Raw genomic sequence first — 25,751 nt, forward strand, 5'->3', positions numbered from 1 at the left:
ACGGCTCGCCGCCCATTCGCGCAAGCGCGGGGAGGGCGGCTTGGGTTTCCAGCGCTACGACACCACGGCAGGCCGCGGGAGCGCTTCACTCTTATGGTTTTTGGGTGTTGCAGGGCCGCAGGCAGCTGTCAGCCAGGCTGGAGCGCCACGCGGGACATGTTCAGCACGGTTGCGTGTCAGGCATCCGGCGATGGCCGGGAAGGCCGGTGAGCCGCTAACATGGCCGCCCCGCGGGCGGTGGTCGCGCACTGTGCCGGATTCGTCGGAAGCTGGGCTTCTGGCCCTGAGTAACTTCCAACGAAATCAATCCCTTATCTCGCCCCCCGAGTGTAACAGAATAAACAGCCTGATGACCGCCCAAGACCCCACCAAGCCCGCTGGCGACAAGCCTTCCGTGCGCATGATCACCATTCCCGCCGACCGCGCCGGCCAGCGCCTGGACAACTTCCTGCTCGGCCAGCTGAAGGGGGCCCCGCGCAGCCTGGTCTACAAGCTGGTGCGCAGTGGCCAGGTGCGGGTGAACGGCGGCCGCGCCAAGGCCGAGCGCAAGCTGGAGGCGGGCGACGAAGTGCGCGTGCCGCCGGTTCGTCTCACCGAAGAGGGAGACAAGGTGGGTCCCCCGGAGGCATTCATGCGCCGGCTGGAGCAGGCCATCGTCTTCGAGGACACGCGCCTGCTGGCCCTGAACAAGCCCACCGGCGTGGCCAGCCACGGCGGCAGCGGCATCAGCTTCGGCGCCATCGAGACCCTGCGCGCGCTGCGCCCGGGGCAGACCCTGGAGCTGGTCCACCGGCTGGATCGCGACACCTCGGGCCTGCTGATCGTGGCCAAGAAGCGCTCGGCGCTGAGCGAACTGCAGGCGCTGCTGCGTGAAGACCACGGCGCCGGCATCCGCAAGCGCTACCTGACCCTGCTGGCCGGGCGCATGCCCGACGGGGTGATGACGGTCGATGCGCCGCTGCATGTCGGCCTGCGCCAGGGCGGCGAGCGCCATGTGCAGGTCAACGCGATCGGCAAGGAATCGATCAGCCACTTCCGGGTGCTGGAGCGCCGCGGCGGCCATTCCTATTGCGAGGTGCGCATCGAGACCGGCCGTACCCACCAGATCCGCGTGCATGCCCAGCACCTGGGGCATCCGGTGGCCGGCGACGACAAGTACGGCGATCCGGCGGTCAACAAGCGGCTTCGTGAGCAGATCGGGCTGAAGCGTCTGTTCCTGCACGCGGCCTCGCTGGAGTTCGCGCTGGACGACGGCAAGAGCCCGTATGTGCTGAACGCGCCGCTGGCCGATGAGCTGGTCGAGGCGCTGGATCGGCTGCGCTGACGGCAGTTCGGCGGCGCCGGGCGCTTGGTCGGCGCCATTCGCAGCGCTCAGACACCCGCGCCTCTTCGCCCTCGCCGGACCTGCGGTGCTCGGCTCGCTACAAGGCGGACCCGGACATCCGCAGCGTAGGCCCATACCCGCACGCAGCCTTTGTAGACTCGAGTCGTACTCGACTCACGCGCGCAGCGCGCGCTTCGCTCTTCAATCTTTTCATCGCGCGGCTGGCGTGCACGGAAGAATGACGGGGCACGGGCGGGGCCGGCTTGCAGGGGTGTCTGCGGCATGGATGCCGCGGACAAGCCCCCATGGACGGGTTCACGGCGTCCCCTGCAAGCCGGCCCCGCCCGTGACCTCTCGATACTGCGGAACGTGCCAGCCGCGAGGGGGCTTAGCCCGTTGGCCGGGAACCCCTCACCACTTGAACAGCACCAGGCTGATCGCCAGGGTGCCCATGCCGGCCACCAGGCCATATACCGTCTCGTGGCCCTTGGCATAGCGCTTGGCTGCCGGCAGCAGCTCGTCCAGCGCCAGGAACACCATCACGCCGGCGATCAGTCCGAACACCCAGCCAAACGTGGCGTGCGACAGCGATCCTGACAACAACCAGTAGCCCAGCGCCGCGCCCACCGGCTCAGCCAGGCCGGACAGCAGGCTGGCACTGAACGCATAGAACTTGTTCTGGGTGGCGAAGTACACCGGCACCGCGATCGCGATACCCTCGGGAATGTTGTGGATGGCGATGGCGAAGGCCAGCGGCATGCCCACCGACGGGCTTTCCAGCGTAGCGAAGAAGGTCGCCAGGCCTTCCGGGAAATTGTGCGCGGTGATCGCCACCGAGGTCAGCAGCGCGACCCGCTTCAGGTACTCGCGACTGTTTTCGCGGAACGCAGGGTCCTGCTTGTCCAGGCTGTCATGCGGATTGGGAATGAAGTGGTCGATCAGCACGATCACGATCACGCCGGCCAGGAAGGCCAACGTGCCGTAGGTGAAGCCGGTGCGCTCGCCATAGGCCAGGGCGAACGATGCGATGGACTTGTTGAGGATCTCCGATAGCGACACGTAGACCATCGCGCCGCCGGCGAAGGCCAGGCCGAACGCCAGCAGGCGCGGATTGGGGCGGCGCGAGAACAGCACCAGCAGGCTGCCGATGGCAGTGGCCAGGCCGGCCGCGAGGGTGACCGCCAGTGCGATCCAGACATTTTCGGCGGGAATCTGCAGCATGTACCGACGCGGTCCTGTTCAACAGACAGCCGCCCCGGATGAGCCCGGGGCGGGGAGGGCGAGGCGGGCGTCGGCTGGCCTCGTCGGGGCGCGCGCGATCAGCCGCCGCGTCGCAGGCGTTCTTCGATGGCGAAGCACTGATCGGGCTTCGGCTGCGGCGGGTTGAAGCTGACCGGCACCTGGATGGTGGCCGGCACGGCAGCGCCATTGCGGGTGGCGGCCTTGAACTGCCAGCCCTGAACGGCCGTTTTGGCCAGTTCGTCCAGCTGCGGGTTGCCGGCGCTGGTCAGCAGGGCGACCTCGCTTGGCTTGCCGTCGGTGCCGATGGTCACCTTGAAGGTGCTGGTGCCGCCTACGCCCATGCAGGCCAGTTCAAGGGGGTACTGCGGTGGCGGCGTCTTCACCGCGGCCACTTCGGTCGGCGGCGGCGGCGGTGGTGCCGGCGGTTCCGACGGGCCACAGCCGGCCAGGCCGGACGCAGCAATCAGGGACAGGCTCAGCAAGCGTACGTTCATGGCAGTTGCTCCGTCAGGGCCGAAGTCTTCGCAGCGCAGATGAAGTCGTTCTCGCTCAGGCCGCCCACGTCGTGGGTGGAAAAGCGCACCACAGCGCGGTCGTAGTGCACGCCCAGGTCCGGATGGTGGTCCTCGCGGTGGGCAATCCAGGCCAGCGCGTTCACGAAGGCCATGGTGGCGTAGTAATCCTTGAAGCGGAAGGTGCGCGACAGGGCCTGTCCGCCCTCGCTCAGCTCCCAGCCGGGAATCTGCGGCAGCAGTTCGGCCAGGCGGGCTTCGCCGAGCTTGTGGTCGCTGCCTTTGCGCGGCACGCAACGGGCCTGGGCCAGTGGAATCAGGTCGGCCATGGGAATCTCCACCTCGTGTTGACTGAACAATGCGCCGGACGGTGTATAAATCGAATGAGCGGCTGACGCTTACTTGGCTAGAATAGCCTGATGATCCAGATCTCCGACACTGCCCAGACCCATTTCCGCAAGCTGATCGAACGCGAGGGCGTGCCCGGCATGGGTGTGCGCTTGAGCGCGGTCGATCCCGGCACGCCGCGCGCCGACGCCCGGCTGGAGTTCGCCGAACCGACCGACCTGCTCGGCGACGAGTGGGCGGTGGACTGCGATGGTTTCACGCTCTACGTTGATGCCGGCAGCGTCGGTTGGCTCGATGGCGCCGAGATCGACATCGTCGCCGGCAGTGCCGGTACCCAGCAGCTGACCATCAAGGCGCCGCGCATCAAGGGCGAAGCGCCCGGCGATGCCGCCTCGCTGGTCGAGCGCGTGCACTGGGTGGTGGAAAACGAAATCAATCCGCAGCTGGCCTCGCATGGCGGCAAGGTGGCCGTGCAGGAAGTTTCGGCCGAAGGCGTGGTGCTGCTGCGCTTCGGTGGCGGTTGCCAGGGCTGCGGCATGGCCGACGTGACCCTCAAGCAGGGCATTGAAAAGACCCTGATGGGCCGCGTGCCGGGCGTGACCGCCGTGCGCGACGCGACCGACCACGACAGTGGCCACGCGCCGTATATCCCTCGCGGCAACGCCGCCTGATCGCTGACGCGTGCCTCTGACCCGGGCCGAGCAGTTCATCGACCTGCTGCTGGCCCGCCAGCAGCCCAGGGCCGTCCTCGAGAAAACCACGCGCCTGCCGTACGGCTGGGCGCTGTGGCTGCGCTCGCTCGGTCCATTGCCGCGGCCGCTGCACGCCAGCGAGTTGATCGCGGTGCTGCTGCCGCGTCCGCTGCCAGGGCCACCCGGGCAGTTGCCCCGGTTGTCACCCTGGCAAGCGATGCGCCGTCTGTTCTGGCAGGACTGGGATGCTGCGCCGCGCGACCAGCGCTGGATGCGTTGGGTCTCGGCCTTGGCCAGTGCGCTGCTGCATCTGCTGTTCTTCATGCTGCTGCTATGGGTGGCAGTGATCCGCACCTCGGCACCGGAAGAACAAGGCGCCGAGGGCGAGCGCGTGCAGGTGGAGTTCGTCGGTCGCGCTACCCGGGAGGGCGGCGGCGATCAGCCAGGTGCGGAAGCGGCGGCCGCTGCACCGCCGGGCCAGGTTGCAGCTGGCCAGAACGCAGGGGCCGCAACGGCACCTGAGCCGCGTCCGGCGTCCGCGTCGGCAGCTGCGTCCGCACCCGCTCCGGCTGCAGTGGCCAGCGTGCCGCCGCCGCCCGCCGAATCCGAGCCGGCGCCGGTCGCGGCACCGCCGCCGTCTCCGGTGCAGGCCACCGAAGTAGCCGAGGCCAGTACGGATTTCGTGGTGCCACCTGTCAGCGTGCCGCGCACGGAGATCAGCATCGTGCCGCGCGACACGGTACCGACGGTGCGTGAGCGCAGCGTGCAGCCGGTGCAGGTGCCGCCGGCCCCGGCCGCACTGCGTGCGCCGGAGATCGCGGTGCGGACGCCGCAGCTGCGTGACATCCCGGTGCAGGAGCGTGAAATCAGTACGGTCGATGCACCGGCGATATCGCAGCCGCTGCGCACGGCCGATGTACAGGTCCGTGTGCCGCAGCGCGATGTGCAGGTGCGCGAGCGCGAAGTGCAGGCCGTGGTCGATCCGCAGGTACGGATGGCTGCTGTGGCCGGGCGCGAGCCGACCGTGCGTGCGCCGGCAGGCCGTGACCTGCAGGTGCGCGAGCGCGAAGTTGCGTCGGCACCCGCGGCGGCGCCTTCAACGTCCAGTGGCAGCGCGCCAGCGGCAACGCCGGCGTCTGCGGCCAGTAGCACTGCAACCCAGGCCAACAGCAGCGCGCCACGGCCATCCGCCTCCAGCACGACACCGGCCCAGGCCGGCGCGCGTCCGGCTCCCAACCCGGGCAACTGGGCTACGCCTGCCAAGGGCGACGACTGGGGCGCGTCGAGCCGCAACCACGACGGCGCCAGCAGGGGCGCAAGCCAGGCCAGTGCCGCCGGCAAGGGCAATGGCCTGTTCAATGCCGACGGCAGCGTGCGCGTGCCGGGGCAGGAAGGTGGCGGTCACGCCGAACGTGGTGCCCCCGGTGGCGCCAACGATGGCTGGAGCAAGGAGCGCATCGCGCAGTCTGGCACCTGGTTGAAGCGACCGCCGTACGATTACACGCCGACCTCGTTCGACAAGTACTGGGTGCCGCAGGAATCACTGCTGGCCGAATGGGTGCGCAAGGGCATCAAGTCGATGGAGATTCCGTTGCCGGGCACCGGTACGAAGATCTCCTGCGTGATCTCGATCCTGCAGGCGGGTGGCGGCTGCGGCCTGACCAACCCCAACATGCAGGACCAGCCGGCGGTGGCGCGACCGCCGCCGGACATTCCGTTCAAGAAAGAGCTGCAGGAAGATAACGGGAGCCGGTAGGCAAGGGGCGCGCCACGCCCTGGCCGGCTCGCGTTTGGGTAGGTGCCAACCTTGGTTGGCACAGAAACGCCGACCAAGGTCGGCCTCTACCAAGGCACCAGCGCATGCCGACCAGGGTCGGCCTCTACCAGGGCATTGCCCTACGCGCTCTGCGACAGGAACACCCAGAACGGCACGTCGCGGCCAACCCAGTCGCGACTGGCTTCGTCCATCACGTCCAGTAGGGTGTCGAAATCCTTCTGCGTGGAGGCGCGCAACGTGTCCACGTCGGCCAGGAACAGCGCGTAACCGTTGGCCGGCAGCCACTGCAGGTCGCGCAGGTTGTCCGACAGTGCATCCCAGTTGCCGCCGAAGCCAGCCGGGAAATCCAGTTGTGCAGCCAGTCGGGCGAGCAGGGTGCGCTTGTCGGCCACGCCTTCCAGATCGATGCGGATCACCTTCAGCCCGGCATCGCGCATCGCTGCGGCCAGTGCGCCGATGTCGTCGCTGTCGATGGCGTAGACGCCGGCATTGTTGATGTCATGCAGGCCGAGGCCGAAATCATCGTGGCTCATCACTGCGCTCCCTGGGCCGGTACGGTGAAGCTGCGGAACGATTCGTAGTGATCGTCGGTGTAGTACCACGCCTCCGGCGGGTCGCCGCCGGTGACGATGCGGCGAGCGCCACGGGTGCGCGCGCCGGGGGTGTCCACGGTGTATTCGCGGTAGTAGCCGCGCGGACGCTGCGGCAGCTGCTGTTCGCGGTTGCCGAAGGTGCTGCCGTCCTGGCGATGCGGGAATGGACCACCGCGCTGGATCAGGGCGATGGTCTGCCGGGCTTCGGCGGGCAGGAACGCGGGCAGACCGTTGTCCTTGCCGGGCGTGGCTGTGGCCGGTGCGCGCGCGGCAGGCGCACCCTGCAGGTCCGGCGCGAACTGCGGCGCCGGCGGGCGCTGCATGAAATGGTTGACGACCAGGCCGAGCAGCAGCAGGGCGATGGCGGTGATCAGCAGCCGGGGGTTGCGCATGGGCAAGGAAGCGGGCGAGGGTGGTGCTCGCACTGTAGCGCCTGCGCGCTGCACGGTGCATGAGGACGGCGCCGCGTCACCGCTGCGTAACAATTGCCGTCGTGCTCACCGGCAGGACGCAATTTCCTTTACATCCCCCTTGGTAATCTGGCGGTCTGTCCCCATCATTCACCGCGCAACGCCCGACACCGTCGGGTGCCCTCGCAATCAGGAGATGCATCATGGCCTATACCCTGCCCAAGCTGTCCTACGCCTACGACGCGCTGGAACCGCATATCGATGCGGCGACGATGGAAATCCATCACACCAAGCATCACCAGACCTACATCAACAACGTCAACGCGGCGCTGGAAGGCACCGAGTACGCTGACCTGCCGGTCGAAGAGCTGGTGAAGAAGCTCAAGTCGCTGCCGGAGAACCTGCAGGGTCCGGTGCGCAACAACGGTGGCGGCCATGCCAACCACTCGCTGTTCTGGACCGTGATGGCACCGAACGCGGGCGGCAACCCGGTGGGCGACGTGGCCAAGGCCATCGACAAGGACCTGGGCGGCTTCGACAAGTTCAAGGACGCCTTCACCAAGGCAGCGCTGACCCGTTTCGGCAGCGGCTGGGCCTGGCTGAGCGTGACTCCGGACAAGAAGGTGGTGGTCGAAAGCACCGGCAACCAGGACAGCCCGCTGATGGAAGGCAACACCCCCATCCTCGGCCTGGACGTGTGGGAACACGCGTACTACCTGAAGTACCAGAACCGCCGCCCGGAATACATCGGCGCGTTCTTCAACGTCATCGACTGGAACGAAGTCGAGCGCCGTTACCAGGAAGCGATTGCCTGATCGTGGTAACAGGATGAACAGAAAAGGCCGGGGGAGACCCCGGCCTTTTTGTTTTCCGCATTGGTAGTGCCGGCCGCTGGCCGGCAGCCCTGGAATGCCGGCCAGCGGCCGGCACTACCTATTCGGCCGTGGCCGTATCGCCCTGCAGGCGCAGGGTGGCCATTACGCCCAGACGCAGGCCCGGCAGGTCACCGTCGGCCGGCAGCAGGATCGGCTGCTGGCGGATGCCGCCGAAGTGCTTGACCTGGAACAGCACGTCCAGGCCATGACCACTGGCGCCACCGCCGCTGGCCGCCGGCGGCTCGGGGCGGCCGCCCGGATTGCGCCGGGCCGGCTGGAACCCCGGGGTACTGCGCACGAGCTCGACGGTGGTTGCCGAGAAATCACCGGCGATCAGGCTGGGCATGCCCTCGGCGGTGGCCCCGATCCAGGTCATCAGGTCGCTGGTCTGGTGCTGGCGGGCAGTGGCCTCGTCCGGGTCCGGGCGCAGCCGTGCCACATAGATGTTGACCAGCGCCTGGCCCAGCTTCAGCCGCATCATGCCGGCGGCGCTGAAGGTGCCGGGTGGGTGCAGCAGGGTTACGCCATCCTCGCTGACCGGCAGCCGGGTCAGCATCGCGTTGCCATGCCGCAACGGCTGGCTGGGCGGATCGGCGGTAACGAAGTCGCAGCTGTAGCGCAGCCGGCTGGCCAGCCAGCAGGCCGGATTGCGGCCCTGCTGCTGCAGCACCTGCTGTACGGAGATCACGTCCGGCTGCAGCTCGGTGAGCAGGTGCGCCACCTGTTCGCGGCGCTGCTTCCACTGCGCATCATCGCGGCTGGGCAGTTCCAGCGCGGCCACGGTCAGCTGCCGGGGCTCGGCCTCACCGCTGGCGGCGGCCGGTGCCTGCGGCCGCGCCTGTGCCTGCAACGCCAGCAGCAGCACGAGACAGCTGAGCAGGAGACGGGCGTGGGCGAGGGGGCGCATAACGATAAGTTTACGCTTTTGTCGTGCAGGTGCCGTGACTTCCGGCATGTAGTGACGTTGCCTGCCACGGATTGGCACCGTTGTCATGCAGCCCTGCAGCGTGCTTCGCAAGCCCCGCTTCCGGTAACCTTGCGCCTTTCGCTTTGCAGGATTGCCTTACAGGATGAGCCACGACGCAGTTGCCCCCATCGCCGGCCAGGGAAAGATGCCGCGCCAGATCCCGTACATCATCGGCAATGAGGCCTGCGAGCGGTTCAGTTTCTACGGGATGCGCAACATCCTGGTGCAGTTCCTGATCACCTCGCTGCTGCTGCAGGAAATCACTGCGGAAGGCCGTGCCGGTGAAGCCAAGGACATCATGCACAGCTTCATGATCGGCGTGTATTTCTTCCCGCTGCTCGGAGGCTGGCTGGCCGACAGGTTCTTCGGCAAGTACCACACCATTCTCTGGTTCAGCCTGGTCTACTGTGCCGGCCATCTGTGCCTGGCGCTGTTCGAGAACAGCCGCGAGGGCTTCTTCCTCGGCCTGGGCCTGATCGCGCTGGGTGCCGGTGGCATCAAGCCGCTGGTGGCCTCGTTCATGGGCGACCAGTTCGACCAGAGCAACAAGCACCTGGCCAAGATCGTTTTCGACGCCTTCTACTGGATCATCAACTTCGGCTCGCTGTTCGCCTCGCTGCTGATCCCGCTGGTGCTGAAGAACTGGGGCCCGCAGTGGGCGTTCGGCATCCCGGGCATCCTGATGTTCATCGCCACTTTCGTGTTCTGGCTGGGTCGCAAGCGCTACGTGCTGGTGCCGCTGCCGCCGAAGGACCCGCATTCGTTCGCCAACGTGGTGCGTACCGCGCTGACCACGCGCGTGGCCGGCCAGGGCCGTCCGGGCCTGGTGATCGCCGTACTCGGCCTGGTGCTGGCAGTGGCCTCGTTCGGCCTGGTTGGCTCGCTGGGCATCGTCATCTGCCTGTGCCTGGCGCTGGTGTCGATCCTGGCCGGTATTGGCGGTGGCACCTGGATGCAGCTCGATCGCGCCCGTGGCCTGCACCCGACCGAAGCCGTGGAAGGTGTGCGCTCCGTGCTGCGCGTGCTGGTGATCTTCGCGCTGACCACGCCGTTCTTCTCGCTGTTCGACCAGAAGGCCTCGACCTGGGTCCTGCAGGGCCAGCAGATGCAGATGCCGAGCTGGTTCACCGCCTCGCAGATGCAGGCGCTGAACCCGCTGCTGGTGATGATCCTGATTCCGTTCAACAACCTGGTGCTGTACCCGGCCCTGCGCCGCTTCGGCTTCGAGCCGACCGCGCTGCGCCGCATGACCGCCGGCATCGCCTTCAGTGGCCTGGCCTGGATCGTGGTCGGCGGCATCCAGGTGGTGATGGATGGTGGCAATGCCATGTCGATCTTCTGGCAGATGCTGCCGTATGCGCTGCTGACCTTCGGTGAGGTGCTGGTCTCGGCCACCGGCCTGGAGTTCGCCTACAGCCAGGCGCCGCAGGCGATGAAGGGCGTGGTGATGAGCTTCTGGAACCTGACCACCACCATCGGCAACCTGTGGGTGCTGCTGTCCAACGCTGCTGTGCGCAACGATGCGGTGACCCACAAGATCGCCAGTACGGGCCTGAGCGAGGCGGCATTCCTGATGTTCTTCTTCGCCGGTTTCGCCTTCGTCGCGGCGTTGGCCTTCGGTTGGTACGCGAAACGCTATCGTATGGTCGACAACTACCGTAGCGCCTGAGCCTGACATGACCCCCGTCAATCTGCTGTTGATCGCCATCACCGCCCTCCTGTCGTGGATGGCGTTCAACAACCGCAAGCTGGCCGACCGCCTGATCCTGTGGCCGCCGGCCATCGACCGTCACCGCCAGTACGACCGGCTGGTGACCTATGGCTTCATCCACGCCGACTGGTCGCACCTGATCTTCAACATGATCACCCTGTTCTTCTTCGGGGGATTCATCGAGAGCGTGATGGTGCAGCTGACCGGCAGCTACCTGACCTACCCGGCGTTCTACATCGGTGCGCTGCTGGTCTCGATCCTGCCCAGCTACCTGAAGAACCAGAAGAACCCGAACTACCTCAGCCTGGGCGCGTCCGGGGCGGTGTCGGCGGTGTTGTTCGCCTTCATCCTGATCAAGCCGTGGTCGATCATCCTGGTGTTCTTCATCCCGGCACCGGCCATTGTCTATGCCGCGTTCTACGTGGGCTACAGCATCTGGATGGACAAGCGCGGTGGTGATCGCATCAACCACAGCGCCCACCTGGCGGGCGCGGCGTTCGGTGTGATCTTCATGCTGGCCATGCAGCCGAGCATCTTCACCCACTTCCTGCGCGAGCTTTCCAACCCGACCTTCCGCCTCGGCGGCGGTTGAGGGGCCGGGGTCGGATCCACTGGATCCGCCCCCGGGGGCAGGGACCCGCTCCTGGTCAGGCGCGGGTCTGCTGGCCGTAGGTGTCCAGCAGGCGGGCGAATACCTCTTCGCCGATGCGCTGGAAATCCTGATCTTCGGTCTGCCCTTCCACCGCCAGCTGCAGCAGGCCCTCCAGCAGGGCGCGGTCGGTGTCGGAATGGGAATCGCTGGGGTGCATCGGAGCCTCCGCGGTGGTGCGCATGATCAACGGTCGCAAGGGCCGTGCCAGCATGGCCGTACCCCTCCACAGGCGATAGCGGCCGTCCTCGCTCCAGCTTGAGGGTCGAAAACTGACGTGAATGGATTGGACTTGCCCCTGTTCAGGCTTCACGCGATCATGGCGCCCGGCTGCGCACCATCCACGCAGTCGCCGCAGGAGACAGTTCCATGGCTTCGGTCACGCCCCCCGGTCTGGCCTATGAGGTCGAACACGACCTGGCCAACCATCGCTTCACCGCCCGTGTGCGCGGACAGCTGGCGGTGCTCGATTACCAGATCAAACGCAGGCGCATGGTCATCACCCACACCGAGGTACCCGAGCCGATTGCCGGCCGTGGCATCGCAGGTGAGCTGACCCGCGTGGCACTGCGCTTTGCCCGCGAGCAGAAGTACAAGGTGGTGCCGGCATGTTCCTACGCCGAAGCCTTCCTGCAGCGGCACGAGGAGTACCACGACCTGCTCGCTGGCTGAATGCCAGCGGGCCACGCTTCAGCCATGGCAGGCGATGATGTACAAACATGAACAGGGGATCCCGATGAAGATTGGAAACAACCGGCCATTGCACGGCAGCGTGCTGGCCGGCGTGGTGGGCGTGCTGTTGCTGGCCGGTTGCCAGCGTGAAAGCGAGCCGGCACCGGCGACCGACGCGGCCCCCGCCGCCGAGGCCACTGCCGCAGGCGAAACGCCGGCCACGGAAGCGCCGCTGGACCTGCGCGACGTGATCGAGAACAACGAGCGCGAAGTGGTGGGCATCAGCTACCCGGCCGGCATCGATCGCTACCCGGGCCTGGCGCGCGCGCTGCAGAACTACGCAACCAGCGCACGCAGCGACCTGCAGCAGGCACTGGACGGGCTCGGCAATGACAAGCCGACCATGCCCTACGAACTGTCGTTGAGCTTCGAAAAGCTGCTGGAAACGCCGCAGCTGGTGGTGGTCAGTGCCGATGGCAGCCGCTATACCGGTGGCGCCCACGGCGAGCCGCTGGTGGCGCGTTTCGTGTGGCTGCCGGCGCAGCAGCAGATGCTCAGTGCCGACAAGCTGGTGGCCGATGCCAAGGGCTGGAAGGCGATCAGTGATTTCGTCGCCGACCAGCTGCGCGAACGCGTGGCCACCCGCCTCAGTGGCGAGGACATGGACCCGGCCCAGCTGCAGGAATCGCTGCGTAACGCATCGCGCATGATTGCCGACGGTACCGGCCCCCAGGCCGACAATTTCAGCCAGTTCCAGCCGCTGACCAACGACAAGGGGCAGATCACCGCGCTGCGCTTTGTTTTCCCGCCGTACCAGGTGGGTCCATACTCGGACGGCACCCAGACCGCCGACGTACCGGCGGCGGTGCTGTTGCCGCACGTGGCCAAGGACTACGTGGAGCTGTTCGCACGCGGTTGACCGCAGTCGAGGAGGTGGCGTGGATACAGGGTTGCAGGAGCGGGTCGCCGGCCTGCTGCAGGAAGCCGGGGTCCGCATCGGCGGCACCCAGCCACAGGACATCCAGGTGCATGACCCGCGCTTTTTCGCGCGGGTCATGGCGCACGGCTCGCTTGGCCTCGGCGAGAGCTACATGGACGGTTGGTGGGATGCCAACGTCCTCGATGAATTCCTCGTCCACCTGATGCAGGCACACCTGGATGAACGGGTGCACGGTTGGCGCGAAGTGGCCGATGCGCTGAAGGCGCGCCTGTTCAACCTGCAGGTCGGGCAGGGCAGCTACGAAGTGGGCCGCCGCCACTACGATCTTGGCAACGACCTCTACCAGGCCATGCTCGGCCAACGCCTGGTGTACAGCTGCGGCTACTGGCGCAATGCCAGTGATCTCGATGCCGCGCAGGAGGCCAAGCTGGACCTGGTCTGCCGCAAGCTGGGGCTGCGCCCCGGGCAGCGTGTGCTGGACATCGGCTGTGGCTGGGGTGAAGCCCTGAAGTTCGCAGCAGAGCGCTACGGCGTCAGCGGCGTCGGCGTGACCATTTCGCAGGAACAGGCCGGGTTCGCACGCGAACTGTGCGCCGGCCTGCCGATCGAGATCCGCCTGCAGGACTATCGCGAACTGGATGAGCCGTTCGATGCGATCTTCTCGATCGGCATGTTCGAGCACGTCGGCGACAAGAACTACGCCAGTTTCTTCGAGGTGGCCAGGCGCTGCCTGTCTTCGCGCGGGTTGCTGCTGCTGCACACCATCGGCACCAACATCTCGCGGCATCGCACCGATCCGTGGATCGCGCGCTACATCTTCCCCAATTCAATGCTGCCGTCGGCGGTGCAGATCAGCAAGGCGTTCGAAGGGCGCTTCGTGCTGGAGGACTGGCACAACTTCGGCACCGACTACGACCTCACCCTGCAGGCTTGGCGACGCAATGTGGAAGCGGCGTGGCCGCAGCTGGACGCGCGCTACGACGAGCATTTCCGCCGCATGTGGCGGTTCTACCTGGCCGGATCGATGGCCACCTTCCGCTGCCGGCACGCGCAGCTGTGGCAGCTGGTGCTGTCGCCGGAAGGCGTACCGGGTGGGTACGTGGCGCCACGCTGAAGCCAGCGCGGGGCGGAGACCCCGGGGTCAGATCCCTTTTCGCAGAAAAGGGCTCTGCCCCCAACCACAACAAAAAAACCGCCCGGTTTCCCGGGCGGTTTTTCGTTTCAGGCTACTGCGCGGGCGATCAGTTGCCGGCGCCGGTCAGGCCACGCTTTTCCAGCAGCGGTTCGATCTGCGGCTCGTGGCCGGCGAAATCGCGGAACAGCTGCATCGCGTCGACGCTGCCGCCCTTGGACAGCAGGGTGGCGCGGAAGTGGTCGCCGTTCTTGCGGCTCAGGCCGCCGTTGTCCTTGAACCACTTCTGGGTGTTGGCGTCGAGCACTTCCGACCAGATGTAGGCGTAGTAACCGGCCGAGTAGCCGCCCATGATGTGGCTGAAGTACGGGGTCTTGTAGCGCGGCGGCACCGGCGCGTAGTAGATGCCGTCCTTCTCCAGCGCGGCGCGCTCGAAGGCCATCACGTCCTTGGCGGCCGGCACCTGGTCGGCGCCGATCTGGTGCCAGCGCTGGTCCAGCATGGCCGCACCCAGGTACTCGGTGGTAGCGAAGCCCTGGTTGAACTTGGCTGCCGCCAGCACCTTGTCCAGCAGTGCCTGCGGCATCGCCGAACCATTCTGGTAGTGCTTGGCGTAGTTCTTCAGGATGACCGGGTTGTCGGCCCACATCTCGTTGACCTGCGAGGGGAACTCGACGAAGTCACGCGGCACCGAGGTGCCCGAGAAGTACGGGTACTTCACGTTGGAGAACATGCCGTGCAGGGCGTGGCCGAACTCGTGGAACGTGGTGTTCACCTCGTCCCAGGTCAGCAGGGTCGGCTGGCCGGCCGGCGGCTTCGGAATGTTCAGGTGATTGGCGACCACCGGCTTGAAGCCGGTCAGCTTGGACTGCGAGACGTAGGAGTTCATCCACGCGCCACCGCGCTTGGAGGCGCGTGCATACGGGTCGAAGATGAAGATCGCCAGCTGGCTGCCGTCGGCGTCGAACACGTCGTAGACGGTGACGTCATCGTGGTAGACCGGCAGGTCGGTGCGCTGCTTGAAGGTCAGGCCGAATTCCTGGCCCGCGGCGTAGAACACGCCGTTCTCCAGCACGTTCTTCATTTCGAAGTACGGCTTCAGCTGCGACTCGTCGAAGTTGTACTTGGCCTGGCGCACCTTCTCGCTGTAGAAGGCCCAGTCCCACGGTTCCAGCTTGAACGTCGGCTTGCCAGCGGCCTTCTGTTCCTGGTCGATCATCGCCTGCAGGTCGGCGGCTTCACGCTTGGCGTTGGCCACCGCGGCCGGGGCCAGCTTGCCCAGCATCGCGTTGACCGCTTCGGGGGTCTTGGCGGTCTGGTTGGTCAGGTTGTAGGCGGCGAAGTTCGGGAAGCCCATCAGCTTGGCCTTGTCGGCGCGCAGCTGCATGATGCGCGAGACCAGAGCGGTGTTGTCGAACTCACCGCCGCGGCTGCCGCGGCTCACCGATGCTTCGTAGATCTTCTGGCGCAGGGCGCGGTTGGCCAGGTTGGTCAGCGGCGGCTGGCCGGTGGTGTTGAGCAGGGTGATCACGTACTTGCCGTCCTGGCCGCGGGCCTTGGCGGCTTCGGCGGCGGCGGCGATCTGCTCCTTGGACAGGCCGTCCAGTTCCTTGACGTCGTCGACGGTGATCGCCGAAGCGTTCACCTCCGACTGCACGTTCTGGCTGAACTTGGTACCCAGGTTGGCCAGCTCGGCGTTCATCTCCTTCAGCTTGGCCTTGTCGGCGTCGGACAGCTTGGCGCCTGCGCGCACGTAGTTGTCGTAGTACTTCTCGACCAGGCGCACGCCTTCGGCGTCCAGGCCCAGCTGGCTGCGGGTGTCATACAGCGCCTGGATGCGGGCGAACAGCTTGCCGTTCAGCGCGATCGCATCGCTGTGCGCGGCGAACTTCGCCGAGTAGTCGGCCTGCAGCTTCTTGCGGGTGTCGTTGGTGTCGGCACCGACCAGGCTGAAGAACACGGTGGTCGCGCGGTCGAGGACATCACCGCTCTTTTCCAGGGCGATGATGGTGTTGTCGAAGGTCGGCTTGGCCTTGTTGTTGGCGATGGCCTCCACTTCCTTCAGCTGCTGCGCCATGCCGGCGTCGAAGGCCGGGGCGAAGTCGCTGTCCTTGATCTTGTCGAACTGCGGGAAGTGCAGCGGCAGCGGGCTTTCGGCGAAGAACGGATTGGCCTGCTGGGCGGTGCTGCTGGCGGCCGGGGTGGCGGCGCCGGCCGAGAAGGCGGGCAGGGCAAGGCCGAGGGACATGGCCACGGCAAGGGCAAGGCGGGTGGTCAAGGCAGGAACTCCGGTAAGGCAAACAAGGGCCCGAGGGTAACCCGCCCGGCGGCGCCCGCACTTGTGTCAAAAGGCATGTTGCCGCGGCCGGGCGCGGGTACCATGCATTCACCGCCCACGGTTCAGCGCCATGACCACTGCCTACGATTTCAGCTTCCGCGACCTCGACGGCCAGCCACAGGCCCTCACCGGGTACCGGGGTCACCCGCTGTTGCTGGTCAATGTCGCCAGCCGCTGTGGCTTCACCCCGCAGTACACCGGGCTGGAACAGCTGTGGCAGGAGTATCGCGAGCGTGGCCTGGTGGTGATCGGCTTCCCATGCAACCAGTTCGGCGCGCAGGAGCCGGGGGACGCCGCGCAGATCCGCCAGTTCTGTTCGCTGGATTATCCGGTCAGCTTCCCGCTTTCGGAGAAGATCGAGGTCAACGGCGAGGGGGCTGATCCGTTGTGGGCGTGGCTGTCACGCGAGAAGCGGGGCCTGCTGGGTAGCGCCCGCATCAAGTGGAATTTCAGCAAGTTCCTGGTCGATCGCCAGGGGCGGGTGGCTGCGCGCTTTGCGCCAACCACCAGGCCGGAACAGCTGCGCAGCGCGATCGAAGCGCTGCTGTGAAGGGGGTAGTGCCGGCCGCTGGCCGGCAATCCCGGAGCGCACGGAGAGCCGGCCGGCGGCCGGCTGCCGTTGCAGATCATTTCTCGACGAACGCGCGCTCGAACACGTAGTGGCCCGGCTGGCCGATGCGCGGCGAGACCTGGAAGCCGCGGGCATCGAGCACGCTGCGCAGATCAGCCAGCATCTGCGGGCTGCCGCAGATCATCGCGCGGTCGTTTTCCGGGCTCAGCTCCGGCAGGCCGAGGGTGCGCTGCATCTGGCCGCTTTCCATCAGCTGGGTCAGGCGGCCCTGGTTGGCGAACGGCTCGCGGGTGACGGCGGGGTAGTACAGCAGCTTGTCGCCGATCATCTCGCCCAGGAACTCGTGCTCACGCAGTTCCTTCTCGAAGTAATCGCGGTAGGCCAGATCCTTCTCGTAGCGCACGCCGTGGCAGAGGATCACCTTCTCGAAACGCTCGTAGGTCTCCGGGTCCTTGATGACCGACAGCCACGGCGCCATGCCGGTGCCCGTGCCCAGCAGGTACAGATTCCTGCCCGGATGCAGGTCGCTGATCAGCAGGGTGCCGGTGGGCTTCTTGCCGACCAGCACCTTGTCGCCCGGCTTGATGTGCTGCAGGCGCGAGGTCAGCGGGCCGTCCTGCACCTTGATGCTGAAGAACTCCAGGTGCTCTTCCCAGTTGGCGCTGGCGATGGAATAGGCGCGCAGCAACGGCCGTGCCTCGGTTTCCAGGCCGATCATCACGAACTGGCCGTTCTCGAAGCGGAAGCCGCTGTCGCGGGTAGTGGTGAAACTGAAGTAGGCATCGGTCCAGTGACGGACCTCAAGCACCGTTTCGGCGCCGAAAGCGGAGGACATGGGCGTATCTATCGAAAGTCGTCGGGGGTGATTCTATCTCAAATGAGACGGGTTCTCATTGGGCGGAACGAGAGGCGTTCTCAGCGGTAACCCGCCGCCTGCAGCTCGAACAGCTCGGCGTACCGTCCTCCCTGGGCCATCAGCTGCGCATGGGTACCGCTGGCCTCGATGCGGCCATCGGCCAGCACCAGGATGCGATCGGCCATGCGTACCGAAGAGAAACGGTGGGAAATCAGCACTGCCGTACGATTATCCGCCAGCTCCCTGAACCGCTGGAACACTTCGAACTCACTGCGCGCGTCCAGCGCTGCCGTTGGCTCATCCAGGATCATCACCTGCGCATTGCGCATCCACGCGCGGGCAATGGCGATCTTCTGCCACTGGCCACCGGACAGGTCCACGCCCTGCTTGAAGCGGCGCCCGATCAGCTGGTCGTAGCCGCCGGGCAGGTCGTCGATCACTTCCTCGGCCATGCCTCGCCGCGCGGCATCGGCGATGCGTGCCTGGTCGTCCATCGCCTCGACCTGGCCGACGCCGATGTTCTCGCCGGCGCTGAGGTTGTAGCGCACGAAGTCCTGGAAGATCACCCCGAGGTTGGCGCGCAGGTCGTCCAGGTCGTAGTCGCGCAGGTCGCGGCCGTCGAGCAGGATGCGGCCTTCGTCCGGCTCGTACAGCCGTGCCAGCAGTTTCACCAGCGTGGTCTTGCCCGCGCCGTTCTCGCCGACCAGGGCCAGCACTTCGCCGGACTGCAGCTGGAAATCGAGGTGGCGCACCGCCCACTGTTCGGCATCGGGATAGCGGAAACCGACGTTCTCGAACACGAAACCCTGCTGGATCGGCTGCGGCACGCGCACCGCACCTTCGCGCGAATGGATTTCCGGCTCGATCTGGAAGAACGAGAACAGGTCGTCCAGGTACAGCGCCTGGCTGGCCACCTGCGAGAAGCCGATCAGCAGGCCTTCCAGCAGCTGGCGCAGGCGCAGGAAGCTGCCGGCAAGGAAGGTCAGGTCGCCGATCGAAAAGTCGCCGCGCACCGTGCGCCAGGCGATGTAGGCGTAGGCGGTGTAGTAGCCCAGCGTGCCCAGCGCGGCCAGCAGCGTGCCCCAGAACGCGCGGCGCCGTGCCAGGGCACGGTTGGCCTGGAACAGCGCCACCGACAGCCGCCGGTAACGTTCCACCAGGAAGCGGTGCAGGTTGTAGATCTTCACTTCCTTGGCCGTTTCCACGCTGGCACCGAGCTGGCGCAGGTAGTCGAGCTGGCGGCGCTCGGGCGTCCACTGGAAGTTGAGGCTGTAGCCGGCTGCGTTGAAGTGCGATTCACCGATGAAGGCCGGCACCAGTGCCAGCGCCAGCAGCAGGATCAGCCACGGCGCGTAGACCAGCAGGCCGACGGCGAGGCTGGCCACGGTGATCGCGTCCTGCACCTGGCCGAACAGCTGGCTCATCAGGTTCATCCGGCCCATGGTCTGGCGCCGCGCACGGTCCAGCTTGTCCTGCAGGTCCGGGTCCTCGAAGTCCTCCAGATCCAGCGTCGCCGCGTGTTCCATCAGCCGGATGCTGGTGACGTTGGCGAACAGCTCGGAGAGCAGGGCATCGGCGTAGCTGACCAGCCGGCCGAGGAGGTCCGAGGCGATGGCCAGGCCGAATTCCAGCGCCAACAGGCCCAGCAGCGGATTCAGCACGCCGCTGGACAGCGCTTCGCCCAGCGGCGGGAAGCCCGCGTCGTGCTGGCTCAGGTGCAGGGCGCTGTCGATGATCAGCTTGCCGACGTACAGCATCGCCACCGGCAGCAGCGCGCGGATCAGGCGCAGCCCGAGGCTGGCCAGGGTGAGCGCGGGACTGGTCTTCCAGACCATGCGCAGGAACGGCGGCAGATTGCGCATCGCCCTGAAGCGCTGGCGCAGGCTGGGTTTCTTCGCGGCGTCAGCGCCAGCGGTGGGGGTAGCAGGCATGCGCGTATTGTGCGCGCCCGATACGTGCAGAGGGGGTCAGTGCAGGCGTGTGGCCGGCACGGGGGTCAGATCCCTTTGCGCGGCAAAGGGCTCTGACCCCAGCGACCCACAGCGGGTCAGAGCCCTTCGCGAAGCGAAGGGATCCGGCCCTCCCGCATCCACGCATGGCGTGGATCTACCGTGTCGACCAAGGTCGACACCTACCAGCAGCACCGATGAACTGTCGAAGGCGGGGTGGGTCAGGCCGGCAGCGGCGGCAGCAGGCCCGCACCCAGCCGGTTCCAGGCGTTGATCACCGCAATTCCCATGCTCAGGTCACTGATGCCCTTCTCATCGAAGTGCGGCGCCAATGCATCGAACGCCGCCTGCGACGGCGCGCCGTCGGTCAGCCGGGTCAGTGCCTCGGCCCAGCCCAGCGCCGCGCGCTCGCGTTCGTCGAAGAAGCGGCTCTCGTGCCATGCCGGCAGCGTGTCCAGCTTGCGCGGCTCGATGCCGCCCTTGCGCAGCGCCGTGCCGTGCATGTCCATGCAGTAGCCGCAGCCGTTGAGCTGCGACACGCGCAGGAACACCAGTTCCATCAGGGTCGGATCGATCGAGCTGTCATGCACCGCCTGGCTGGTGGCCAGCAGGCCCTTGAAGGCCTCGGCGGCCAGGCGGGTGTAGGGGACGCGGGGAGACGTGTGATTGGACATCGGGGGCTCCACGGCGGCCACGATGGCCGCCTTTCATTACCAGGACGCCGCAGCGTCGCCGCGCGTGACAACCTTCGGCAACTTTTCCGGATTCAACACGCTGTACACGTTGGCGATGCGGCCATCGACCACCTCGATGGTGGTGACCGAGTGCAAGCGATCACCGACAAAGCGCAGGATCGCCGGCTCGCCGTTGACGTAACCCAGCTGGGCCGGATGCACCGCGCCACGGCGCGCGATGGCCCAGAACAGGCGGCCGATGCGCTCGGCACCCAGCAGCGGGCGGATCGCTGCGGTAACCACGCCGCCGCCGTCGGACACCAGCAACGCGTTGGCGTGCAACAGAGCCTGGATCGCCTCGCTGTCGCCGCGCTGCGAGGCATCCATGAAGCGCGCCAGCAGCTGCCGGTGGTGGCTGGCATCGGCGTTGAAGCGCGGCCGTCCGGCCTGCAGGCGCTGCCGGGCACGGTGCACCAGCTGCCGGCAGTTGGCCTCGCTATGGCCGATCAGCTCGGCGATCTCGCGGTAGTCGTGGTCGAAGGCCTCCTTCAGCAGGAAAGCGGCGCGTTCCTCGGGGCCGAGCTGTTCAAGCAGGGTCAGGAAGGCGACCGAAACGTCGTCGGCCAGCGCATGCAGCTGGGCCGGGCCGGGCGCCGGGTCGGGCTCCAGGGTGACCGCCAGCGGCTCGGCCAGCCATGGGCCGACGTAGTGCACGCGCTCGCGCTTGGCCGCGCGCAGCCGGTCCAGGCCGAGCCGGGTGGTGGTGGTGACCAGCCAGGCTTCGGGGTCGCGGACGGCCGCCGGGTCGGCGCCGGACCAGCGCAGCCAGGCATCCTGGACCACGTCTTCGGCGTCGGCGCGGCTGCCAAGCAGGCGGTAGGCCAGGGCCATCAGGCGCGGGCGGTGGGTCTGGAAAGCGGTTTCGGCGTTCATGTGGGCAAGGACGCCGCAGTGGCGCGTGACGTGACAGAGCGTCGGGGGGATCTTGCCGGTCAGCGGCCGGCACTACCACCCCGGGGCCGGGGGAGGGGGTAAAATGGGCGGATTACCCCCGCCAGCCTCGAGCAAGCGAGCAAGACGTGACATCGATCAAGCAGGAAGACCTCATCCAGTCCATCGCCGACGCGCTGCAGTACATCTCGTACTACCACCCGGTCGACTACATCAAGAACCTCGCCGCCGCCTACGAGCGCGAGGAGTCGCCGGCCGCGAAGGAAGCGATGGCCCAGATCCTGATCAATTCGCGGATGTGCGCCGAAGGCCACCGTCCGATCTGCCAGGACACTGGCATCGTCACCGTGTTCCTGGAAATCGGCATGGACGTGCGCTGGGACGACGCCACCATGGGCGTGGAAGACATGGCCAATGAAGGCGTGCGCCGTGCCTACATGCACCCGGACAACAAGCTGCGCGCTTCGGTGCTGGCTGATCCGGCCGGCAAGCGCATCAACACCAAGGACAACACCCCGGGCGTGGTCAACGTCAAGGTGGTGCCGGGCAACAAGGTCGACGTGATCGTCGCCGCCAAGGGCGGTGGTTCGGAAGCGAAGACCAAGTTCGCCATGCTCAACCCGTCCGACTCGATCGTCGACTGGGTGCTGAAGACCGTGCCGACCATGGGCGCCGGCTGGTGCCCGCCGGGCATGCTCGGCATCGGCATCGGTGGCACCGCCGAGAAGGCGATGCTGCTGGCCAAGGAAGCACTGATGGAGCCGATCGACATCACCGAGCTGCAGGCCCGTGGTGCGTCCAACCGCATCGAAGAGCTGCGCCTGGAGCTGTACGAGAAGGTCAACGCGCTGGGCATCGGTGCGCAGGGCCTGGGTGGCCTGACCACCGTGCTCGACATCAAGATCAACGACTACCCGACCCACGCGGCCAACCTGCCGGTGGCGATGATCCCGAACTGCGCGGCCACCCGCCATGCGCACTTCACCCTCGATGGCAGCGGCCCGGTGATGCTGGACCCGCCGTCGCTGGAAGACTGGCCGAAGCTGACCTACGACGCGTCCAAGGGCACCCGCGTGGACCTGGACACGATCACGCCGGAAGACGTGGCCAGCTGGAAGCCGGGCCAGACCCTGCTGCTCAACGGCAAGCTGCTGACCGGCCGCGATGCCGCGCACAAGCGCATGGTCGACATGCTCAACAAGGGCGAGCAACTGCCGGTCGATCTGAAGGGCCGCTTCATCTACTACGTCGGCCCGGTCGATCCGGTGCGCGACGAAGTGGTGGGCCCGGCCGGCCCGACCACCGCCACCCGCATGGACAAGTTCACCGAGCAGGTGCTGGCACAGACCGGCCTGCTGGGCATGGTCGGCAAGGCCGAGCGCGGCCCGGCCGCGATCGAGGCGATCAAGAAGCACAAGTCGGCCTACCTGATGGCCGTCGGTGGCTCGGCCTACCTGGTGTCCAAGGCGATCAAGGCCGCCAAGGTGGTTGGTTTCGCTGACCTGGGCATGGAGGCGATCTACGAGTTCACCGTGCAGGACATGCCGGTGACCGTGGCAGTCGACTCCACCGGTGAATCGGTGCACAAGACCGGCCCGCGCGAATGGCAGGCCCGCATCGGCAAGATTCCGGTGGTGGTGGAGTAACTCCCCGCACGCTTCGGTCCAGACAACGGCGCCCGTGTGGCGCCGTTGTTGTATCCGGGAGGAGGATTAACGCGCCTGTAGCCCTTGCTCTGCTACGGTCGGCACACCCTCGCACAGGACGTGTCCATGGCCCTGCATCGATTCATCGTGGTAGGCATGCTGCTGGCGCTGGCCGGCTGCAACACCCCAGCGTCGTACGAAGGCGCGGATTTCCCTGCATCGGCGCAGTGCCGCGTGCAGTGCCAGGCCGGCTATCGCAGCTGCATGGCGCAGAATGACTCTCTCGGCAGCCGCCAGAGCAATTGCGAGCAGCGGATGGTGCCGGCGCCGGACAAGCGCTGCAAGGACGTGGACAACCCGGACCTGCGCCATGCCTGCGAACTGAAGACGCATGACTGTACGATGCGCGCGCCGATGATGTCCTGTGGCGAACGCCGGGATTCCTGCATGAGCAGCTGCGGCTGAGCAACGATCGTGCGCGCGGGCGCATAATCGGCTGATCCACCTGTACAGGATCTTCTGCATGAGCACCACGCTGTATGGTTCGACCAGTACCGCCGCGCTGGTGGTGCACTGGCTGCTGATCGAGCTGGGCATCGAGCATGAACTGGTGCTGCTGGATTTCGACGCGCGCGAGCACAAGTCGGCGCAGTACCTGGCGCTGAATCCGGCCGGTGTGGTGCCGACCCTGCTGATCGATGGCCTGGTACTGACCGAAGCGGCGGCCATTGCGTTGTACCTGGCGGATCGCCATCCGGACGCCAACCTGCTGCCCGCGCTGGGCACGCCGCAGCGCGCCGATGCCTACCGCTGGATGTTCTGGTGTGCCAATACGCTGCAGCCGGCCTATCGAGCCTGGTTCTATCCACACGAAATGGCGGGCGAGGCGAATATCGAGGCCAGCCGCGGGATGGCACGGCAGCGCCTGGAAGCGGCCTGGCAGCATGTGGCCGCGCACCTGCATGCACATGGCCCCTACCTGCTGGGCGCCACGCCCTGCGTGGTCGACTACATGCTGGTGATGCTGATGCGCTGGTCGCGCAACATGCCCAGGCCCAGCGACACCTGGCCGGTACTGAAGGCGCACGCCACGTCGATGAAGGCGCGCCCGGCGTTCGCCGAGGTGTACCGCCGCGAAGGCATCACCGACTGGTTGTAATCCAGCCGGGGAGGAGGGCGTCCGGGTAGAAGAGGGCGTCCGGGTAGAGTCGACTGTCAGTCGACTATCGCACGCAGTGCGGGCTTTTCCGCGGATGCATATGAAGGGTGAGGAGGAAGTCGACTAACAGTCGACTCTACCAACAGTCGACTCTACCAACACGCTCCGCTACGCGGCGGCGAGGCGGGTTACAGGATCTCCAGCACTGTTTCCGGTGGACGGCACAGGCGTGTGCCTTTGTCCGTGCGCACCACGGGGCGGTTGATCAGTCGCGGGTGTTCGGCCATCGCGGCCAGCAGCGTGGCCTCGTCCGCACCTTCCAGGCCCAGTTCGGCGAACTGCGCCTCCTTGCTGCGCACCAGTGCCTGCGCGTCCAGGCCGGATTCGGCCAGCACCTGGCGCAGTGTGGCCACATCGGGTGGATTGCCGAGATACTCGATCACCACTGGCTCGAAGCCGGCATCACGTATCAGCTTCAATGCGCCGCGCGAGTTGCTGCAGGCCGGGTTGTGCCAGATCGTCACGGGCATCAGAACCACTCCAGCAGCGACACGCCCACGCCCACGTAGGTGGCCTTGTGGTTGTAGTCGATCAGGCTTTCGCCGTAACCGTCGAACACCTGCACATGCCCGCGCAGCAGGTTGCTGATCGGGAAGCCGTAATCCAGCTGCAGGGCACCGTGCGAGCGGCTGCCGGTGCGCAGCGAATGGCGCGCCATCAGCGAGACTTCGTGGCCGTTGCGGTTCCAGGTCAGGGTCGCATCACCGCGGCCCATGTAGTCCTCGATGTCCGGGTTGTTGTCGTCGCTGCGGGTCTCGGGAATGCGGTACCAGGGGCGCAGCACCAGCGCCCAGTTCTCGCGGTCCAGGCCGATGTTGAGCATCACCCGGTTCCAGCTGCGCGAAAGCGGGTCGGCGCGGCCGTTGGATTGGTGGTTCAGCGCGATGCCGGTCATGCGCCCGCGCCAGCCACCGATCGAGTAGCCGTTGCGGAACACCATCATCACTTCCGGCTCGTAATTGGTTTCGCGGAACGGGCGCGAATCCTCGCCGTTGTAGGCCTGCCAGCGCGAGCTCTGGGTGTAGCCGGCCCAGATGTCGCCGTTGTCGCCGAACAGGTTCTCGGCGATCTTGGTCTTGAAACTGATCTGGAACTTCAGCTCGGCACTGTCCAGCACCTGCGGCGTGGTGACCGTGTTGGCCGGGTTCGGCGAATGCGGCGTGGTGTTGCGATCGCTGGTCCAGAACGCCGGCAGCAGGTACACCGGCTTGTAGGCGCGCAGCTGGAACGGGCCCAGCTTGGAGTCCTCGGCCAGTTCCCAGCGGCTGTCCAGCAGCGAACCGCGGCCAGCATTGGCCAGTGCGCTGTCAGGGGCTGCTGGACGGAACAGATCGCTGACCCGCTCGCGCAGCTTCTCTTCGCCCTGGCTCACGCGTGCAGTCTGGCGTTCTTCGCGACGGGCCTGCGCGGCCGCCTCGGCCGCAGCGTCGGCCTCGGCAGTGGCCTGCGGGGTACGGCCGAACTGGCGGTCATAACAGGCCAGGCGGGCAGCATCGGTGGTAATCGCCGCGCACGCGGCCGGCGAGGCTTCGGCGCTGGGCGCGAACTCCTGCGCGGCCAGCGGCGCACTGGCCAGGGCCAGCGCCAGCGGCGCGAGACGGGGAAGCAGCGGAGACAGGGTCATTGCAGCAGGCCCTTAGGTGAATACGGGAATCGCACAGTGTGGCGGCTGCACCGGTTCACGGCCAGCCCCCACGGTTTAT

At 66.7% G+C, this 25,751-nt stretch carries 27 protein-coding genes; 13 read left to right on the forward strand and 14 right to left on the reverse strand.

Annotated features, from left to right (window positions below; all coding sequences use genetic code 11):
• Positions 1-349 precede the first annotated feature (349 nt).
• A complete protein-coding gene (locus JLDANKMP_RS07820) occupies positions 350-1,324 on the forward strand; it encodes an RluA family pseudouridine synthase (RefSeq protein ID WP_212560862.1) in 975 nt (324 codons plus the stop codon).
• 411 nt (positions 1,325-1,735) lie between these two features.
• Here JLDANKMP_RS07820 and zupT read toward each other — a convergent pair whose 3' ends face one another.
• The 3 genes from zupT to JLDANKMP_RS07835 form a co-directional block, all read right to left on the reverse strand.
• Positions 1,736-2,545: a zinc transporter ZupT gene (zupT, locus tag JLDANKMP_RS07825; protein WP_212560863.1), complete on the reverse strand. Its 810-nt coding sequence runs from the start codon at positions 2,543-2,545 to the stop codon at positions 1,736-1,738.
• A gap of 98 nt (positions 2,546-2,643) precedes the next feature.
• The gene (locus JLDANKMP_RS07830) at positions 2,644-3,060 is read right to left on the reverse strand and encodes an energy transducer TonB (protein WP_212560864.1); all 417 of its coding nucleotides are present in this window, start codon (positions 3,058-3,060) and stop codon (positions 2,644-2,646) included.
• Positions 3,057-3,407 carry a 4a-hydroxytetrahydrobiopterin dehydratase gene (locus JLDANKMP_RS07835; RefSeq protein ID WP_006456031.1) on the reverse strand — a complete coding sequence of 117 codons (351 nt, stop codon included), beginning with the start codon at positions 3,405-3,407 and terminating at the stop codon, positions 3,057-3,059. Before JLDANKMP_RS07835 ends, JLDANKMP_RS07830 begins: the two co-directional genes overlap by 4 nt.
• 90 nt (positions 3,408-3,497) lie before the next feature.
• On the opposite strand from JLDANKMP_RS07835, the gene JLDANKMP_RS07840 reads away from it, so the two are divergent.
• Positions 3,498-4,097, forward strand: a complete 600-nt coding sequence (locus JLDANKMP_RS07840; RefSeq protein ID WP_005410314.1) for an NfuA family Fe-S biogenesis protein — start codon at positions 3,498-3,500, stop codon at positions 4,095-4,097.
• A 10-nt stretch (positions 4,098-4,107) separates the two neighbouring features.
• Positions 4,108-5,874 (forward strand): hypothetical protein, encoded by a 1,767-nt coding sequence (locus JLDANKMP_RS07845; RefSeq protein ID WP_212560865.1) that lies wholly within the window; start codon positions 4,108-4,110, stop codon positions 5,872-5,874.
• Between the two features lie 140 nt (positions 5,875-6,014).
• On the opposite strand, the gene JLDANKMP_RS07850 is transcribed toward JLDANKMP_RS07845, so the two are convergent.
• Positions 6,015-6,428 carry a barstar family protein gene (locus tag JLDANKMP_RS07850; RefSeq protein WP_032129660.1) on the reverse strand — a complete coding sequence of 138 codons (414 nt, stop codon included), beginning with the start codon at positions 6,426-6,428 and terminating at the stop codon, positions 6,015-6,017.
• A complete protein-coding gene (locus JLDANKMP_RS07855) occupies positions 6,428-6,880 on the reverse strand; it encodes a ribonuclease domain-containing protein (RefSeq protein ID WP_126927542.1) in 453 nt (150 codons plus the stop codon). The genes JLDANKMP_RS07850 and JLDANKMP_RS07855 overlap by 1 nt, the downstream gene beginning before the upstream one ends.
• Before the next feature lie 221 nt (positions 6,881-7,101).
• Here JLDANKMP_RS07855 and JLDANKMP_RS07860 point away from each other — a divergent pair, with 221 nt between their 5' ends.
• On the forward strand, positions 7,102-7,713 hold the full coding sequence (locus JLDANKMP_RS07860) for a superoxide dismutase (RefSeq protein WP_005410310.1): 612 nt from the start codon (positions 7,102-7,104) through the stop codon (positions 7,711-7,713).
• Positions 7,714-7,831: 118 nt separating this feature from the next.
• Here the strand turns inward: JLDANKMP_RS07860 and JLDANKMP_RS07865 are convergent, their stop codons facing one another.
• Positions 7,832-8,680 carry an endonuclease/exonuclease/phosphatase family protein gene (locus JLDANKMP_RS07865; protein WP_032965923.1) on the reverse strand — a complete coding sequence of 283 codons (849 nt, stop codon included), beginning with the start codon at positions 8,678-8,680 and terminating at the stop codon, positions 7,832-7,834.
• A gap of 163 nt (positions 8,681-8,843) precedes the next feature.
• Here JLDANKMP_RS07865 and JLDANKMP_RS07870 point away from each other — a divergent pair, with 163 nt between their 5' ends.
• The gene (locus JLDANKMP_RS07870; protein ID WP_033832923.1) at positions 8,844-10,409 is read left to right on the forward strand and encodes an oligopeptide:H+ symporter; all 1,566 of its coding nucleotides are present in this window, start codon (positions 8,844-8,846) and stop codon (positions 10,407-10,409) included.
• 7 nt (positions 10,410-10,416) lie between these two features.
• Positions 10,417-11,043: a rhomboid family intramembrane serine protease gene (locus JLDANKMP_RS07875; protein WP_005410307.1), complete on the forward strand. Its 627-nt coding sequence runs from the start codon at positions 10,417-10,419 to the stop codon at positions 11,041-11,043.
• Between the two features lie 55 nt (positions 11,044-11,098).
• Here the strand turns inward: JLDANKMP_RS07875 and JLDANKMP_RS07880 are convergent, their stop codons facing one another.
• Complete coding sequence (locus JLDANKMP_RS07880; RefSeq protein WP_005413966.1) at positions 11,099-11,260, reverse strand: hypothetical protein; 162 nt, start codon at positions 11,258-11,260, stop codon at positions 11,099-11,101.
• Between the two features lie 209 nt (positions 11,261-11,469).
• On the opposite strand from JLDANKMP_RS07880, the gene JLDANKMP_RS07885 reads away from it, so the two are divergent.
• From JLDANKMP_RS07885 to cfa, 3 genes are read left to right on the forward strand one after another with little or no spacing between them, the layout of a single operon-like run.
• Positions 11,470-11,772, forward strand: a complete 303-nt coding sequence (locus JLDANKMP_RS07885; protein WP_005410305.1) for a GNAT family N-acetyltransferase — start codon at positions 11,470-11,472, stop codon at positions 11,770-11,772.
• A 37-nt stretch (positions 11,773-11,809) separates the two neighbouring features.
• On the forward strand, positions 11,810-12,691 hold the full coding sequence (locus JLDANKMP_RS07890; RefSeq protein WP_005410304.1) for a DUF3298 and DUF4163 domain-containing protein: 882 nt from the start codon (positions 11,810-11,812) through the stop codon (positions 12,689-12,691).
• A 19-nt stretch (positions 12,692-12,710) separates the two neighbouring features.
• Complete coding sequence (gene cfa, locus JLDANKMP_RS07895; protein ID WP_212560866.1) at positions 12,711-13,826, forward strand: cyclopropane fatty acyl phospholipid synthase; 1,116 nt, start codon at positions 12,711-12,713, stop codon at positions 13,824-13,826.
• Between the two features lie 127 nt (positions 13,827-13,953).
• Here the strand turns inward: cfa and JLDANKMP_RS07900 are convergent, their stop codons facing one another.
• Positions 13,954-16,122: a M3 family metallopeptidase gene (locus JLDANKMP_RS07900; RefSeq protein ID WP_033832920.1), complete on the reverse strand. Its 2,169-nt coding sequence runs from the start codon at positions 16,120-16,122 to the stop codon at positions 13,954-13,956.
• 130 nt (positions 16,123-16,252) lie between these two features.
• Between JLDANKMP_RS07900 and JLDANKMP_RS07905 the strand changes: the two genes are divergently transcribed.
• A complete protein-coding gene (locus JLDANKMP_RS07905; protein ID WP_212560867.1) occupies positions 16,253-16,732 on the forward strand; it encodes a glutathione peroxidase in 480 nt (159 codons plus the stop codon).
• 76 nt (positions 16,733-16,808) lie between these two features.
• On the opposite strand, the gene JLDANKMP_RS07910 is transcribed toward JLDANKMP_RS07905, so the two are convergent.
• The 4 genes from JLDANKMP_RS07910 to JLDANKMP_RS07925 form a co-directional block, all read right to left on the reverse strand.
• A complete protein-coding gene (locus JLDANKMP_RS07910; RefSeq protein ID WP_005410300.1) occupies positions 16,809-17,588 on the reverse strand; it encodes a ferredoxin--NADP reductase in 780 nt (259 codons plus the stop codon).
• A gap of 80 nt (positions 17,589-17,668) precedes the next feature.
• A complete protein-coding gene (locus tag JLDANKMP_RS07915; RefSeq protein ID WP_212560868.1) occupies positions 17,669-19,540 on the reverse strand; it encodes an ABC transporter ATP-binding protein in 1,872 nt (623 codons plus the stop codon).
• 239 nt (positions 19,541-19,779) lie between these two features.
• Positions 19,780-20,232, reverse strand: a complete 453-nt coding sequence (locus JLDANKMP_RS07920) for a carboxymuconolactone decarboxylase family protein (RefSeq protein WP_005413960.1) — start codon at positions 20,230-20,232, stop codon at positions 19,780-19,782.
• Positions 20,233-20,268: 36 nt separating this feature from the next.
• Entirely contained in the window at positions 20,269-21,165 is an 897-nt protein-coding gene (locus JLDANKMP_RS07925) for an RNA polymerase sigma-70 factor (protein WP_212560869.1), read from the reverse strand.
• Between the two features lie 146 nt (positions 21,166-21,311).
• On the opposite strand from JLDANKMP_RS07925, the gene JLDANKMP_RS07930 reads away from it, so the two are divergent.
• The 3 genes from JLDANKMP_RS07930 to JLDANKMP_RS07940 all read left to right on the forward strand — a co-directional run bounded on the left by JLDANKMP_RS07930 (position 21,312) and on the right by JLDANKMP_RS07940 (position 23,988).
• Complete coding sequence (locus tag JLDANKMP_RS07930; protein ID WP_005410296.1) at positions 21,312-22,829, forward strand: fumarate hydratase; 1,518 nt, start codon at positions 21,312-21,314, stop codon at positions 22,827-22,829.
• A 126-nt stretch (positions 22,830-22,955) separates the two neighbouring features.
• Positions 22,956-23,294, forward strand: coding sequence for a hypothetical protein (locus tag JLDANKMP_RS07935; protein WP_005410295.1), 339 nt, complete (start codon positions 22,956-22,958; stop codon positions 23,292-23,294).
• A 58-nt stretch (positions 23,295-23,352) separates the two neighbouring features.
• The gene (locus tag JLDANKMP_RS07940; RefSeq protein WP_076739325.1) at positions 23,353-23,988 is read left to right on the forward strand and encodes a glutathione S-transferase family protein; all 636 of its coding nucleotides are present in this window, start codon (positions 23,353-23,355) and stop codon (positions 23,986-23,988) included.
• A 188-nt stretch (positions 23,989-24,176) separates the two neighbouring features.
• Here JLDANKMP_RS07940 and arsC read toward each other — a convergent pair whose 3' ends face one another.
• Both arsC and JLDANKMP_RS07950 read right to left on the reverse strand, forming a co-directional pair.
• Positions 24,177-24,518 (reverse strand): arsenate reductase (glutaredoxin), encoded by a 342-nt coding sequence (gene arsC / locus JLDANKMP_RS07945; protein WP_012480792.1) that lies wholly within the window; start codon positions 24,516-24,518, stop codon positions 24,177-24,179.
• Positions 24,518-25,672 (reverse strand): phospholipase A, encoded by a 1,155-nt coding sequence (locus tag JLDANKMP_RS07950; RefSeq protein WP_005413953.1) that lies wholly within the window; start codon positions 25,670-25,672, stop codon positions 24,518-24,520. Before JLDANKMP_RS07950 ends, arsC begins: the two co-directional genes overlap by 1 nt.
• Between the last annotated feature and the right edge of the window lie 79 nt (positions 25,673-25,751).

The organism is Stenotrophomonas sp. PE591, from assembly GCF_018320795.1.
Classification (GTDB): domain Bacteria; phylum Pseudomonadota; class Gammaproteobacteria; order Xanthomonadales; family Xanthomonadaceae; genus Stenotrophomonas; species Stenotrophomonas maltophilia.